This is a genomic window from Bellilinea caldifistulae (assembly GCF_001306055.1).
GTDB classification, from domain to species: domain Bacteria; phylum Chloroflexota; class Anaerolineae; order Anaerolineales; family Anaerolineaceae; genus Bellilinea; species Bellilinea caldifistulae.
Window position 1 is genome coordinate 132735 of record NZ_LGHJ01000014.1, and the last position, 14964, is coordinate 147698.

The window sequence follows — 14964 nt, forward strand, 5'->3', positions numbered from 1 at the left end:
CCATGCAGGAATTTTTACAGGCAGCTTTTCCGTGGATTATTCTGGCTTTTCTACTGCTTGGGCAGGCGGGAACCTTCATCCCGCTCTTGCCCGGGCTGTGGATTCAATGGGCAGCGGCGCTGGTTTACGGCCTGGTCACCGGTTTCGACCTGACCGGCGGCATTTTGTTTGGAATAATTACCCTTCTGGTGATCATCGGCGGAATCATTGACAATGTGGCGATGGGCGCTTCGGCAAAGACCAGCGGGGCTTCGTGGCTTTCGATTGGTGCCGCGCTCATCGGCGGGGTGGTCGGCTCACTGGTCTTTCCGCCGCTGGGCGGGTTGATTCTGGCAATGGGCGGCATCTTCCTCGTCGAGTACTTGCGCATCCGTGATTTACGCAAAGCGTGGGATTCTACCCGCGGCCTGGCGGTTGGCTGCGGTTGGGGAGCCGTCTTGCGCTTTGGTTTTGGGCTGCTGGTGATTCTCGTCTGGCTGCTGTGGGCGTTTGTGTTTTAGGATCTAACGGACTTTGATCAGTTCCCCGCCGGTGATGCGCGGCAGCTCGCGAGGGTCAATCTTGAAGACGGCGTTGGGTGTGCCGGCTGCCGCCCAGACTTCTTCGTACTGGAGCAGGTCTTCATCCACAAAAGCTGGCAGCGGGCGGATGTGACCAACCGGCGGTACGCCGCCGATGGCAAAGCCGGTCTGCTCGCGCACAAAATCTGCTTCGGCTTTGAGAATTGGCTCACCGATGATTGCCGCCAGTTTTCGTTCATCTACCCGATTGCTGCCACTGACCAGCACCAGAATCGCCCGCCGGCTGGTTTGGGTGCGAAAAATCAGCGATTTGACGATTTGCCCAACCTGACAGCCGACCGCTTGAGCAGCCTCCGGCGCGGTACGAGTGGAAGCCGGCAGTTCAACGACCTGACAGGGTAAACCCAGTACGGACAGGGCAGCCTGCACTTTGCGGGCACTTTCGCTGAGGGTTTGTTCGCTCATGCTTGTTTTTGACCTCGTTTGGTAGGGGATGAAGGGGGCGGAGGGGCTGGCCAGGCAAAGCCGGCAATCTGGTTGACGTGGATGACCAGCGGGCGCTGCTCCGGCTGGATGCGAATCAGGGAAAGCGAAGCCGGGAAAATGGTCAGTCGGTGGAAATCGTTCAGCGCCATGTTGAGATAATGCGCCAATGCCAACCGGATAATATCCCCATGGGCTACGGCAGCGATGACCGCCTCCGGCGGGGGTGGTGTGTGTTCTTCGGCGGTACGGGTGTGCTGGTGTGCCAGATATTCCAGCTCCTGCACTACCCGCTGCTGAACTTCGCCGAGGGTTTCGCCTTTCGGAAATCGCACACTGGCGGGGTCATCCTGCACCGTTTTCCACAGCCTGATGCGGCGGAGTTGTTTGTAGGTGCGACCCTGCCAGTCGCCGTAGTCCACCTCACTGAGCGCTGGACGAATCTGGACGGTCAAGCCGCGCTCTTCGGCCAGTGGTTGGGCAGTTTCAATGGCGCGTTCCAGCGGACTGGAATAAACCGCTTCAATTGGAGCGTGTTCCAGCGCTTTGGCAAGGGATTGAGCCTGTTTTCTGCCGTTATCGTTCAGATGCACCCCCGGTAATCGTCCCGCCAAACGGCGGTGCATGACATCATTTTCACCGTGACGAATCAACAGAATCAGCGTCATTGTTTTTCTCCAGAGGGGGTGGTTCTTCTAAACCCAATGCCTGCGCCTGAGCTTTTCGCCAGCGCTGCAAGCGTTCGGCAACTTCGGCTTCGTATCCCTGATGGGAGGGGTTGTAAAAGGTGGTGCCTGTCAGGCCGTCCGGCAGATATTGCTGTCCGACATGATGTTCGGGGAATTGATGGGGGTACTGGTAGCCAGCGCCGTGCCCAAGGCCTTTGGCGTCCCGGCTGCTATCCATCAAGTGCTGGGGTACCATGCCGACCCCGTGTTCCTCAATCCACTCTTTGACTTTGAAATAGGACAGAGCCGTGTTGGACTTGGGAGCGGTGGCAAGGTAGAGGGTTACCTCGACGATGGGGAAAATTCCTTCCGGTAGGCCGACATACTCGTAGGCATAAGCCGCCGCAGCGGCTACTTGCAAGGCGCGCGGGTCAGCCAGGCCAATGTCCTCGCCAGCCAGAATCAGCAGCCGGCGCAGAATAAAGCGCGGGTCTTCGCCAGCGATCATCATTTTGGCCAGCCAGTACAGCGCCGCATCTGGATCTGAGCCGCGCACCGACTTAATGAAGGCCGAGATGGTGTCGTAGTGCGCATCGCCGTTGCGGTCATACAGCACGGCGCGCTTTTGAATGGATTCCTGGGCTACTTCCAGGGTGATGTGAATGACCCCATTTTCATCCGGGGGAGTGGTTTCCACGGCCAGCTCAATGGCGTTGAGCAGGTTGCGGGCATCTCCGCCGGAAACACGAATCAGGTGGGTGCGGGCTTCTTCGTCCAGTTGGATGTTTTTTCCGCCGTAGCCGCGTTGTGGATCGCTTAACGCTTGCGTAAGAATGCGGTTGAGATGCTCTTCCGAGAGTGGCAGCAACTGGAACAGGCGCGAGCGTGAAACCAGCGCCGGAATCACATCAAAATAGGGGTTCTCGGTAGTGGCGCCGATCAGGGTAATCATCCCGCTTTCGACATGAGGCAGCAGAGCGTCCTGCTGAGCTTTGTTCCAGCGGTGAACCTCGTCCACAAAGAGAATGGTACGCTTGCGATGCAGGCGGCGGCGCTCGGTGGCCTCCTGAATCACCCGGCGCAGGTCGGCAACGCCCGCCAGTACGGCGGAGATACTTTCAAAGTGCGCCTGGGTGCTGTTGGCAATGATTTGCGCCAGCGTGGTTTTACCGGTACCGGGCGGGCCAAAGAAGATGATCGAGGAAAACAGGCGGTCGGCTTCGATGGCGCGGCGCAGTAATTTACCCGGCCCGATGATATGTTCCTGACCGATAAATTCATCCAGCGTGCGCGGCCTCATGCGGGCTGCCAGCGGCGCTTCATCTTTCATGCGTTCCTGCATGGCATGGTTAAAAAGATCCATGGCTACTTCCCTGAACCTGAGTATATCATGAACCCACCAGCCGAAATTGCAGAAGGTTGTGCGCTGAAAGAGGTGTTTTTTGGGTTAAAATTCTCGCACAGGTGAAAGAGAAGATGACCGAAAAAAGTGTGTTTGAACCCGCAAATCCTGCCGGCGTGCCAACCCTTAATCCTCCGGTGACGCAGCCGGTTGATCCGAACGAGTATTATCAGCCCATTCCCATTTCACGCAGCAGTCCAAAACGGCGCCGTATGGGGATGGGATGCGGCCTGCTTGTTCTGCCACTGCTGGGTGTGTTGGCGGTGCTGGCGCTTTACTTCTTTGCTCCGCTGCGCACCAATATTTTGATTTTGGGGATTGACCGGGCGCCGGATGGCAGCGCAATGGGACGCAGTGATACCAACATCTTGCTCAGCATCAACCCTCTCCGGCCAGAGGTTAAAATGCTCTCCATCCCGCGTGATCTGTGGGTGAACATCCCCGGGGTTGGCGAAAACCGGATTAATACCGCTCACTTCTTTGCCGAAATTGAACAGCCCGGTTCCGGGCCGCGTGCCACGCTGGAAACAATCCGGGTCAACTTTGGACTGGACGTACCATATTACGTGCGCTTGCGCTTTGATAGCGTGCAGCCAATTGTCGAGGCAATGGGCGGAATTACCATTGAACTCGATCAGCCGACCGCCGGTTATCCGCCCGGCCGACATACCCTCAATGGCGAGCAGGCGCTGGCGTTTGCGCGTAACCGCAGCGGGACGGATGACTTTTACCGCATGGCACAGGGTCAGTTGCTTTTTAAAGCCGCCTTCCGACAGATGCTCAACCCTGCCTCGTGGGGCCGCTTACCGGCCGTGGCTGCCGCAGCGCTGGAGTCGGTGGATACCAACTTGCCGGTCTGGTTGTGGCCGCGCCTTGGGCTGGCCTTGCTGCGCGCCGGCCCGGATGGGATTGATAACCGCACCCTCGACCGCGAGATGGTCACACCCTTTACCACCAGCGGCGGCGCCAATGTGCTGCTGCCCAATTGGGAGCGGATCAATCCGCTGCTGCAGGAGATGTTTGGGCAGTAGTCTGCCCGTTGGCTAAATACTTTTGCCAGTCATCATCGCTCATCAACGTGATGACGCGGAACGATTCGGCATAGGCCATTTCTTTGCCTTTGCCGCTTTCGGCTGCCCAGTTTTTGATCATCTCGGCCGGATCCCACCCTTCCATCTGGCTTTTGTGCTGTTTCAGGGCTTCGATTTTCAAGTCAATGGTTTCCTCGATGTTGACAAAAGTATCGCCGCCATCCCAGGCAGAGATGTACACCTTGCGGACTTTGTGGGGTTTCAGACCTTCTTCGGCCAGTTCTTCAAACACCTGTGGCTGTCCGGCGGCCGGAAAGACGGCATCCAGGGCGGCAGTGGCCGCCGCGCGGTGGTCGGGGTGGTTGATGTAGGTGCTGTTGGCAAATACGACGGTCGGGTCGCCGCAAATGACGACTTCCGGGCGGAAGCGGCGGATTTCGCGAACCAGTTTTTTGCGTAATTCGAGAGTCGGTTGGAGTAAGCCGTCCGGCTCACGCAAGAAGATGACCTCGCTGGCGCCAATGACCCTGGCGGCTGCGGTCTGCTCCGCTTCGCGGATTTCGGCAGCGCGGGCGCGGGTCATCCCTTCTTTGGCAATACCGGCATCCCCACTGGTGCAGAGGACGCAGGAGATGCGGCATCCGGCGCGCGCCCAACGCGCCAGTGTTCCGGCGCAGGAAAACTCAATGTCATCCGGATGGGCAACGATGACCATTGCACTTTCGGGGATGTAAAAATTTTTACTGGACATGGAAAACTCCAATCATTGGGAATGATTTAATGGGCTTAAGGCAGGAACAAAGGCACAATCAGGCTGAGTAAAGCGGCGGCGAGGAAGCCGACAGCCACCACGATTTGACCGGCAAGGTACAACTGCACAGCGCTGAACAAGAAGACCGCAAAGAACAGGGCAGCCGTCAGGCGGCGCAGGGCTTTTTCAACCCGGCCGATTTGTTGTTTTAATTCGGGGCTGCGAAACTCCAAACGTCCCTGTTCCAACCGTGAAAGCAGCGAATCGGCGCGGCGTGGCAAGTTTACCAGCGTGCGCAGGGTGTCCCCGGCTTCCAGCACCCAGCCGCGCAAGCCAGTGCCGCCCTCTTCGGCAATTAACCGCTGGGCATAGGGGATGATGCTGACCCAGACGTTAAAGTTTTCGTCCAGACCGGTACAGATGCCGCTCAAAATGGATAAACAGCGCCCCAGCAGAATCAGGTTATCCGGCAGCTGGAAGGGAGCGTCGTAAATCAATTCGCGAAACTCGGCGATGAAAGCCATCGCCTCGCTGGTGCTGAGGGCGACCAGTTCGCTGGTGGATTTGCCCCAAAAGCGTTCAAAAGCGCGCTGATTTGCCTGACGCAGCAATTCCAGGTCGGCGCCGGGCAGTAAAACGCCCATGATCTGGTAAGCCTTGATCAGCCGATCGGCATCCCGCTGCCCAACCGCGATGATCATTTCGCGGAAACCGGCCAAAATGGTTGGAGTAACTTCGCCAGCCATGCCAAAATCCACGAAGACCAGTTTCCAGCCGGGGCTTTCTTCCTCCCCATTCGACTGGAGAGGGTGAACAAAAAGATTGCCGGGATGCGGGTCGGCGTGGAAAAAGTGATCGTCCAGAATCTGCTTGAGGTAGGCATCGAACAAGCGTCTGGCCACCTCAGCCGGATCAATGCCGTTGGCAAGCATGGTTTCTTTGTCGGTGATCTTGATTCCGCCGACTTCTTCCAGTGTGAGCACGCGGCGGGTGGTGTAATTCCAGTGAATCTGAGGGACGAGAATCTCCGGATCATCCACGAAATTGGCTCGAAACATCTCGGCATTTTTGGCTTCATGCAGGTAGTCAATTTCTTCCAGCAACGTTCGACTGAATTCTTCCAGCAGGGCCGGCACATTGGCGCGCCGCCGCACCGGCGGATATAAATCCACCCAGCGTCCAACCACCCGCAGGGCTTTGAGATCAACTGCCACAATGGCTTCAATGTTCGGACGTTGAACCTTAACTACAACCGGCAAGGGGGTGTCTTCATCAGCGGAGGGGTAGAGACTGGCACGGTGCACCTGTCCGATGGATGCAGCCGCCACCGGCGTCGGCTCAAAATAAGCAAACAGGCTCTCCAATGGGCGGTCAAATTCGCTTTCGATGACGCGCCGAACAGCCTCAAACGGCTCAGCAGCCACTTCATCCTGCAAACCGGCCAGCTCGGAAGTGATTTCCGGGGGGAGAATGTCCAGGCGTGAGGAAAGCCATTGGCCCACCTTGATCATCACACCACCCAGGTCAATTGCCAGCCGTCGAAAGCGGGCGGCAATCCGTTGTAAACGCCGGGCACGGCTACGGCCTGACCATTTACCCAAACCGATGAACGGCAGGAAGATGTCCCACCAGATCAGGTGCAATAGCACTCTGCCGAAGAACCACAAAATGCGTTGATAGCGGCGTCTTAACATCTTTGTTGGGATTATAACACTGCCCGTCCATCGAGCCGGAAGCGGGTGTATAATCGGCGTATCTCACCACAAATCCACAATTATCCCGGTAATGACGATTAAATCCCTACCTTCCAGCGGCGGCAGGGTCTTATGGCTGGGTAAGGGGACTTTCCGCGCCCTGCGTCACCGCAATTATCGAATCTGGTTTATTGGACAAACCATTTCTTTGATTGGTACCTGGATGCAAACCATGGCGCAACAGGTACTGGTTTACCGCTTAACCGGATCAGCAGCAGCGTTGGGAATTGTCAGTTTTGTCGGTCTGATTCCGGTCATTCCGCTTTCGTTTTGGGCGGGGTCTCTGGCAGACCGCTACCCCAAGCAGAAAGTTGTCCTGTATGCCCAGATGGGTATGATGGTGCAGGCGATTGCGCTGGCAGCCCTGACCTGGCTGGGAATGGTGCAAATCTGGCATGTGTACCTGCTATCTTTTCTCTTTGGCGCACTGACCGCCATTGACCTGCCTGCCCGGCAGGCGTTTACGGTGGATCTGGTTGAAGGAAAAGATGACCTGACCAACGCGATTGGACTGAACTCGGCCATGTTCAATCTGGCGCGTGCGCTCGGCCCGGCGCTGGCGGGCATGGTTGTGGCAGCCACAGGCGAGGCGATGGCTTTCTCGCTGAACGCGGTCACGTTTCTGGCAGTCATTGGCAGTCTCTTGTTGATGCGCGACCTCCCCGATTCGTCACGCTCTTCTCATCCGCAGAACGGCGCTCTGCGCCATATGGTAGAAGGCATGCGTTTTGTCTTTTCCAACCGTTCAATCGGGGTGCTGATCAGCCTGGTGGCGGTCAGCGCATTCCTCTCGATGCCGTTCAATACCCTGATGCCGGTATTTGGCGGTGAAATCCTGAAGGAGAGTGCTGCACCGGTGGTTGCCTATTTTTGTGACTCCGCGCATGGATTGTTCCAGTGTCAGGCGCCCGAAGCTTTGCCGCTGGGCATATTACTGACAACTGTCGGGATCGGGGCGGTGATTGCGGCGCTGAGTGTGGCATCGCTGCCGGCTTCGGCGCGGCGCGGTCACTGGTTGACTTTCGGTAATCTGGCTTTTCCCACCCTGCTGCTAGGCTTTGCCCTTTCGCGTTCGTTCCTTCTCTCTGTGTTGTTGATGCTGGGGGTCGGGTTTTGTTTTGTACTGCAAAATGCCCTTGCAAATACCTTGTTACAAATTGCCTCACCGGATGACCTGCGCGGGCGGGTGATGAGTTTTTATACGATGACCTTTCAGGTTACCATGCGGTTGGGAGGATTGCAAGCCGGCCTGGTGGCGGATTGGTTGGGAGCGCCGTTTTCGATTGGGGTGGGGGCGGTGGTGTCTCTGTTTTATGGATTGTTTGTGGCCTTGCGCTTTCCGGCTGTGCGTGAAATGAAGTGAGCGCGGGATTCGGGTAAAATTTAAGGATGTGATTGATTTTTGGGGTAATTATGCCGGTCGGTAAACCGGTAAACGAAAACCTATGTGGAATTATTTTGGGAAAGGGTCTTAATACCGGTACGCTTGGAGGTGTAAGCAGAAATGATTCTAGTGGATGGGCCATTCTTCAAGGATGAATACGGCAGAACGTTGATCTTACGGGGGGTCAATCTGGCCGGTTCGAGCAAGGTGCCGGCCTCGCCGGATGGGGCGACCCACCGCAGTGAACAGTTCTTCGATCATCGGCACGTCTCATTTGTCGGTCGCCCTTTCCCCCTGGAGCAGGCTGATGAACACTTCCGCCGATTGCGGGCGTGGGGTTTGACCTTCCTGCGGTTTCTGGTCACGTGGGAAGCCATTGAACACGCCGGGCCGGGTCAGTACGATGAATCTTATCTGGATTACATCCGGGCTGTGTTGCAAAAAGCCGCCGAGTACGATATTCAGGTGTTCATTGACCCGCATCAAGACGTGTGGAGCCGCTTTTCTGGCGGGGATGGTGCGCCGGGATGGACTCTGGAAGCGGCAGGGTTTGACCTGCGCCACCTGCATGAAACCGGTGCGGCTATTGTCCATTCCCAACATGGCGATCCGTTCCCTCAGATGGTGTGGCCTTCCAACAGCAGTAAACTGGCTTCGGCGACGATGTTCACCCTTTTCTTTGGCGGTAATCACTTTGCTCCTTCCCTGAAAATTGAAGGCGAGCCGGCGCAGGAATACCTGCAGCGCCATTACATTCAGGCCATCACCCGGCTTGCCGAACGGGTGTGTGACCTGCCGAATGTGGTGGGTTATGATATGTTCAATGAGCCGCTGCACGGTTATATCGGCTGGAAGCGGCTGGATCGGCGGGAGGGTGTCCTGCAAACCGGTGAAACGCCGACGCCCTTCCAGTCCATGCTGTTGGGAGCCGGTTATCCGCAATGGGTGGACATTATGGATCGGCGGGTATTCGGGATTCACCGGGTTGGGCGGCGACTGGTCAACCCGCGCCGCCTCTCGGCCTGGCGGGAGGGTTACACCTGCATCTGGCGGCAGCACGGCGTTTGGGATGTGGACGGGCGCGGAAAGCCGGTTTTGCTCCAGCCGGAGTATTTTGCCCGCTACAACGGTCAACAGGTGGATTTTGCCAATGATTACCTCAAACCATTCATCAATCGCTATGCAAATGCAATCCGACGGGTGCATCCGGCGGCGCTGATATTTGTGGAAGGCGAGGCCTTTCATTCCGTCCCATGCTGGGGGCCGGAAGATGTCCAGAATATCGTTTATGCCCCGCACTGGTACGATGCCTTTGTGTTGTTCTTCAAGTCCTTTGTGCCGTGGCTGGGGGTGGACGTTCGCAGCGGCGGGCGGCTGGTCTTCGGGCGGAAAGCCATCCGCAAGTCGTTCGCCGAACAGATCGCATCCTTCCGTGAACAGGCGCGCCAGTGCCTGGGAAACGCTCCCGTTTTGATCGGTGAATTTGGGATCGCCTTTGATCTCAACCGCAAGTGGGCTTATCGCAGCGGGGATTATTCCCAACAAATTGAGGCGCTGGATCGCAGTCTGCGGGCAATGGATGACAACTGCATGAGCTTTACAATCTGGAATTACACGCCGGATAACACCAACGAGCGCGGTGACCTGTGGAACGATGAGGACTTGTCCATTTTCTCCCGTGACCAGCAAACCGACCCGGCTGATATCCATTCCGGTGGGCGGGCTTTGCCGGCTTTGTTGCGTCCCTATCCGCGGGCTACAGCCGGGCAGCCTCTGGAGATGGAGTTCGATTATCGCACGGGTGAATTCCGCTACCGTTTTCGCCACGACCCGGCGGTGACCACGCCGACTGAGTTATTTGTCCCTTCCTACCAGTATCCGCAAGGCTGCCGGGTGGAAGTTTCGGACGGCGAATTTGAGCTGGATCTGTCGGTCCAACGGCTGATCTACCGCCATACGCCGCAGCAGGCCGAACATGAGATCATTTTACGGCGGGGTGATAAGGCGGCAGCGGCTGGTCGTTGATGCGTTCAAGTGTCAGCCAGGCAGCGTATTGTTTGAGCCATTGTTTGCGGGCTTTGTAGTCGGGCAGAATGCGGGCAACCTCAGCCCAGAAAGCCCGGCTGTGGTTGGGATGTTTGAGGTGAACCAGCTCGTGAACGATGATGTAGTCCAGAATTTCCAACGGCGCCATTGACAGCCGCCAGTTGATGGCGATTGTGCCATTGCTGCTGCAACTGCCCCAGCGCGTGCGCGCTTTGCTGATGCGTACCCTGGCCGGTTGCTTGCCGATTTGCTCTGTGAAAATGGAAAAACGGACCGCAAGGGTCAAATTGAGCAATTCGGTCAGAAATTTCTGTAGAGCCGTTTTCGCATGGGGTAGCAGATCGCTGCTCATTACCAGCCGGGTCTTTTCCAACCGCAGGGTTTGGGTTTGGGTTTTGATCACCCGCAGCGGATAAGTTTTGCCCATCACATAAAGCAGGTCCCCGTTTTGAAGCGAGCGACTGACCGCCTGTGCTTTTTCAGCCTGAATTTGCAAGACCTGTTGACGGTGTTTCTCGATCCAGTTGCTTTTACTGGCAACCCATTCGAGGATTTCCTTTTTGGGCAGGCGCAGCGGGGCGCGTACTTCCAGCGAGCCATCCGGACGGATGATCAGCGCCACCGTTTTGCGTTGACTACGAATCAACCGATCAATTTTAGGCGGGTTCATGGCGGGCTGCTCCCGTAGGCTTGTTCAACTGCCTGATGGTCGGCTTCGATGAGATAAACCTCCATGTGATCAAAGCTGGCCAATTGCCGGGCGGTAGAAAAATCGAAAAAACCGTAATCCGGGCCGCGCTCGCGGATGACCTGTTCAAGGGTCTGCTGATGGGCGATGCTGACCAGCACAAATGCCCGTCGGAAGGGGATATCCCTCCGCAGCATCTCGCGCGGCAGGTTGTATTGATAAAAATAGTACCATAAGGGAGCATCTTCCGGTGCGGTGATGATCACCAGATCCCCGGATTGGAGTTGGGGCTGAATAAAACGCAGGGACTGTTCCACCCCCCCAAAGCGCCGCTCACCCAGCGGGGCGCGTTGGGCAACATAAACCACCGTACCCGCCAGTAAAGTTACCGAAAGGAGGGCAAGCAGGCCGCGCTGTGCCCGCATGGGATTCTTGAAAAGGCGTGAAACGACTTCCAGAAGGTACGTTACTCCGGCAGCCGACCAAATCAGCATTAGCGGCACTAAGAAGAGCCAGATGCGCGCCCACGGGTTGGGGCGCTGAATGAACACGATCACCGGCAGAATCACCAGACCGGCCTGCAGGGGAATAGGCAGGCGGCTGAGCCGGGCGTGAAAGACCAGCCCAATGACCCAGCCGATTCCGAATAAACCCACCAGCGCAGGATGGACGAAGCGAGTCCATTCCCGCCAGGTTTCGCTCAGCCGCGATTGAAGGGTGGGCAGAAACCACTCACGGGCAACCGGCTCAATCCACTGGTTGGCAATCACAGACCGGACACCGGAGTTGACAAAGACCGGCAGGTAGAGCAGTCCCGCCAGCAGCACCGTAAGAATCCCGCACAGAACAACCCCCAACAGGAAGGAAAAACGCCGCTCAGACTCAACTTTACCGCTTGCCCACACGAGAAAAAGCCAGAAATAGAGTGTGGCTAAAGAATAAACAAACACCGGCACCGTATAAAGCCCCAGCGCACCGAACAAAGCCAGCAACAGCCAGTGAAAGGCGTTTCCCTGACGGAGCAACGACACGGCCAGCCCGGCATTCAACAGGGTGAACAATGCCAGCAAGGTATAACCCCGCGCGTTGACCGAGAAACTCACCAGCACCGGCGCCAGGGCAATGGTCAAACCGGCCAGCCAGGCCGCGGCGGGTGAATACAACCGGCGTGCCAGCCCGTAACCGAAAGGCGCCAGCAGGGCACCAGCCAGCAAAGCCGGCAGGCGTACCGTCCAGGGTTGAACACCGAACAGGCGGTAGGAAAGGTGGACGAGAAAGGTGTGGAAGAGGTGATTGTTTGGGTAATGATAATCACTCAAACCCAGCCGCAGGGGTTGAACGGCAAAAACGCTGAAGGTGTAGGCTTCGTCATGTTCCATCGGGACGTTGACGAACAACCACCGAAGGATCAGCCCGAGGAATAGCAGAGCAAGCGCCGGCAGCCAGATTTTCGGCTGGTGGAGCAAATTCAACCCATGGGCAAAGACGCGTTTGGAATCGCCGGGCAGGTTTTGAAGGGATCTCAACAGGGTCTGCTTCAACCAGACCGTTGCCGCTCGAAAACGGGCCGGAAAGCGCAGAGCGAGTACTGCAATGCCGCTCAGCAGCAGACCGCTGACGGCCAAAAGGCCCTGAAAGACCCGCCAGAGGGCGGGGGTGAGCAGTTCGAGACTGCCATCGCGTGCAAGAAGATCACCCAACCGGCGGGCAGCCGGGTAGGGTAGTAAGGTGAGCAGCAAAAACCCAATCCCAAAAACCAGCAAAGCCACCGGGACGACTTGCCAGTTTTTATGGAAGCCTTTTTCCAAAAGGGGAGGGACGCGCTTGCTCATGGAAGGGACTTCCAATGTGGTTTGAACCGGTCATGGGCTGGCACGGCGAATTTGGAAGACATCGAAATCGCGGGCGACCACCGTGTTTTCAAAGACCGGTTGGGCTTCTGCCAGTATGTCCTTTTCCCGGTACCGGCGCGAAACGTGGGTGAGAATTAACTGACGCACTTCCGCTTGGCGGGCCAGTTCCGCCGAGCGGCGGGCGGTCATGTGGCCAAAGTGACGCGCCATTTCGGCTTCTTCTTCCAGATAGGTGGCTTCGATGACCAGCGCATCCACACCGCGTATTACTTCTACCAGATTGGTGGGATCGCCGACATCCCCAACGATGGCTAAACGGGTGCCGGGTCGAAAATCTCCCAAAACCATGTCCGGTTCAATGGTGCGCCCGTCCGCCAGTGTGACGGCGTTACCGGCCACCAGTTCGCGGCGCAGTGGGCCGTTGGGAATGCCCAGCGCTTCGGCTTTTTCGGGAAGAAAAGGGCGGCGGCCTTTTTCTTCAAACAGATAACCGAGACTATCGGCGCCGCGGTGAGAGACCGCAAAGGCGTGGATGGTAAAGTCCTCCGCCTCAAAAATTTGGCCGGGCTGCACCGGGCGCAGTTGGAGCGGCATGGGTGGTTCGGCTCCGCGCAGCACAACCCCGTAAATCAGGTCGTATACTCGATCCAGTGCGCTGCGGGTACCGAGAATTTCGAGCTGGTCAATTGACTCCCAGCGCATGAAGGTGGAAATCAGACCGGCCAGTCCCAGAATATGATCCAGGTGGCCGTGGGTGAGCAGGATACGGTTGAGGTTTTTGAAGCCGATTCCGGATTGTAAAATCTGGCGCTGGGTGCCCTCACCGCAATCAACCAGAAAGCGGTACTCGTCTTTTTTGACCACCAGGGCGGGCAGGTTACGGCGTACCGAAGGGGCGGAAGCGGATGTGCCTAAAAAGATGATCTCAAACAAAGCAGGTGAAATTCCTTAAGAATACAGGGTAAAGCCTGCGCTGCCTTTTGCAGAAAGGCGGGCAGGCGGGCATTTAACCATACGGGTCTTATTTTACCTTATCTCAGCGCTTCTGGAAGGATTTGAATGGAGGCTGCCTCCGACCAAAAGAAAAATCTCGCCTTTCCGGGATCAAGTTTTTTGGGGAAGTTACGGCGAATTTTGATCGCAACTCCACAAAAATTTTTGCGAACCCTCTCTGGATAGGGGCGAAGCACAGGATGAGAGTGGAAATCGAGGAGAATTTGTTTGTGTATCTCTATACACCTTGTAAAAATTCGTAATTCGGACTACAATAGTCGTAATTATGCTGACAAGCCAGAACCACACTTCTTTCAATACCTGCATGTGTATGCGGCGGAGGGTGCTGTCCGCCGGGGTGTGCTGGCTTTAATCCTTTCCAGTCCAGGCACAATCTATCCAGCGGCTGCGCCCTCTGATTTTTCAAGAGCGGTGCAGTTTTTTATTCTCAACTCATTCTCTTTGCGGAGGAAGATATGAATCCCTTACAACCCATTGATCATGCTGCGCTACGAACCAATCAGGCCGTGATCATCCTCTTGCTGCTGATTTCTTTCATTCTCAATCTGTCGTGGCTGGCAGGGCTGGTAGGGCTGATGATGTTGGGCGGTGCGCTCATCGGAAAACCGGCTTTTGGCTGGTTGTATGCCGGCTTGCTTAAGCCGCGCGGCTGGCTGAAACCGGACGTTTTGATGGACAACCGTCAGCCGCACGCCTTTGCCCAGGGCTTCGGCGGTGTGGTGCTGCTATCTGCCGGATTTCTTTTTCTCAGCGGGAGCAGTATCGTGGGCTGGGGGCTGGTCTGGCTGGTGATTGCGCTGGCTTCGCTCAATCTGTTTGTGGGATTTTGCGTGGGTTGCGCCGTCTATTACTGGTTGAATCGTCTGAAGGTACCGGGGTTCACCCAATCACCGCCGCCAGGAACGGCGGCCGGCTGGCGTCCACGCCGGGAGGAGCAGGGCTGATGGATGATTGGACGTTGCGGCTCGTCTGGAGCGGCCTGCTGATAGGCGCAGGCGTTGGGTTGTACCTGCTGGTAAACCGTACTATCCTGAAACGAACGGCGGATTTAAGCCGTCATTTACCCGGCTGGCAGCCCGGCCGGCCGGTGATTCTGTATTTCACCACACCGGATTGTGCCCCATGCCGCACGATTCAGCGGCCGGCTTTACGACAGGTGCAGTCGGCATGGGGCGACCGTTTGCAGGTGATCGAGATTGATGCCAGCCGCCGCGAAGATCTTGCCAGACATTGGGGCGTGCTGAGTGTGCCAACCACTTTCCTGCTGGATGCCAGCGGTAAACCCCGCTTTGTCAACCACGGCGTTACCCGCGCCGAGAAGTTGACGGAGCAATTGCGCCACCTGACCGATCAGTTAGCCTGACAAGGT

14 protein-coding genes are annotated in these 14964 nt (G+C 56.9%); 6 read left to right on the forward strand and 8 right to left on the reverse strand.

Going from position 1 to position 14964, the window contains the following annotated elements:
- The first annotated feature begins 2 nt into the window (after positions 1-2).
- Entirely contained in the window at positions 3-500 is a 498-nt protein-coding gene (locus AC812_RS08995; RefSeq protein WP_061914050.1) for a DUF456 domain-containing protein, read from the forward strand.
- 3 nt (positions 501-503) lie between these two features.
- On the opposite strand, the gene AC812_RS09000 is transcribed toward AC812_RS08995, so the two are convergent.
- The 3 genes from AC812_RS09000 to AC812_RS09010 are packed head-to-tail and all read right to left on the reverse strand — an operon-like array spanning position 504 to position 3035.
- Entirely contained in the window at positions 504-986 is a 483-nt protein-coding gene (locus AC812_RS09000) for a YbaK/EbsC family protein (protein WP_061914052.1), read from the reverse strand.
- On the reverse strand, positions 983-1672 hold the full coding sequence (locus AC812_RS09005) for an MSMEG_4193 family putative phosphomutase (RefSeq protein WP_061914054.1): 690 nt from the start codon (positions 1670-1672) through the stop codon (positions 983-985). Before AC812_RS09005 ends, AC812_RS09000 begins: the two co-directional genes overlap by 4 nt.
- A complete protein-coding gene (locus tag AC812_RS09010; protein ID WP_061914055.1) occupies positions 1641-3035 on the reverse strand; it encodes an AAA family ATPase in 1395 nt (464 codons plus the stop codon). Before AC812_RS09010 ends, AC812_RS09005 begins: the two co-directional genes overlap by 32 nt.
- Before the next feature lie 113 nt (positions 3036-3148).
- On the opposite strand from AC812_RS09010, the gene AC812_RS09015 reads away from it, so the two are divergent.
- Positions 3149-4105 (forward strand): LCP family protein, encoded by a 957-nt coding sequence (locus AC812_RS09015; protein WP_061914057.1) that lies wholly within the window; start codon positions 3149-3151, stop codon positions 4103-4105.
- On the opposite strand, the gene AC812_RS09020 is transcribed toward AC812_RS09015, so the two are convergent.
- Positions 4071-4856: a PIG-L deacetylase family protein gene (locus tag AC812_RS09020; RefSeq protein ID WP_061914059.1), complete on the reverse strand. Its 786-nt coding sequence runs from the start codon at positions 4854-4856 to the stop codon at positions 4071-4073. The genes AC812_RS09015 and AC812_RS09020 overlap by 35 nt on opposite strands.
- Before the next feature lie 35 nt (positions 4857-4891).
- On the reverse strand, positions 4892-6550 hold the full coding sequence (locus AC812_RS09025; protein ID WP_061914061.1) for an ABC1 kinase family protein: 1659 nt from the start codon (positions 6548-6550) through the stop codon (positions 4892-4894).
- Positions 6551-6641: 91 nt separating this feature from the next.
- Between AC812_RS09025 and AC812_RS09030 the strand changes: the two genes are divergently transcribed.
- Both AC812_RS09030 and AC812_RS09035 read left to right on the forward strand, forming a co-directional pair.
- On the forward strand, positions 6642-7973 hold the full coding sequence (locus AC812_RS09030; protein WP_061914063.1) for an MFS transporter: 1332 nt from the start codon (positions 6642-6644) through the stop codon (positions 7971-7973).
- A 141-nt stretch (positions 7974-8114) separates the two neighbouring features.
- Positions 8115-10019 carry a glycoside hydrolase family 5 protein gene (locus AC812_RS09035; protein ID WP_061914064.1) on the forward strand — a complete coding sequence of 635 codons (1905 nt, stop codon included), beginning with the start codon at positions 8115-8117 and terminating at the stop codon, positions 10017-10019.
- Here the strand turns inward: AC812_RS09035 and AC812_RS09040 are convergent.
- The 3 genes from AC812_RS09040 to AC812_RS09050 are packed head-to-tail and all read right to left on the reverse strand — an operon-like array spanning position 9976 to position 13514.
- Positions 9976-10710: a M48 family metallopeptidase gene (locus AC812_RS09040; protein ID WP_061914067.1), complete on the reverse strand. Its 735-nt coding sequence runs from the start codon at positions 10708-10710 to the stop codon at positions 9976-9978. The two genes, AC812_RS09035 and AC812_RS09040, sit on opposite strands and share 44 nt — an antisense overlap.
- Positions 10707-12560, reverse strand: a complete 1854-nt coding sequence (locus AC812_RS09045) for a glycosyltransferase family 39 protein (protein ID WP_061914069.1) — start codon at positions 12558-12560, stop codon at positions 10707-10709. Before AC812_RS09045 ends, AC812_RS09040 begins: the two co-directional genes overlap by 4 nt.
- A 30-nt stretch (positions 12561-12590) precedes the next feature.
- Positions 12591-13514: a ribonuclease Z gene (locus tag AC812_RS09050; protein ID WP_061914071.1), complete on the reverse strand. Its 924-nt coding sequence runs from the start codon at positions 13512-13514 to the stop codon at positions 12591-12593.
- Positions 13515-14050: 536 nt separating this feature from the next.
- On the opposite strand from AC812_RS09050, the gene AC812_RS09055 reads away from it, so the two are divergent.
- On the forward strand, positions 14051-14539 hold the full coding sequence (locus tag AC812_RS09055; protein WP_061914072.1) for a DUF4395 domain-containing protein: 489 nt from the start codon (positions 14051-14053) through the stop codon (positions 14537-14539).
- On the forward strand, positions 14539-14958 hold the full coding sequence (locus AC812_RS09060; RefSeq protein WP_061914074.1) for a TlpA family protein disulfide reductase: 420 nt from the start codon (positions 14539-14541) through the stop codon (positions 14956-14958). The genes AC812_RS09055 and AC812_RS09060 overlap by 1 nt, the downstream gene beginning before the upstream one ends.
- Positions 14959-14964: the final 6 nt, after the last annotated feature.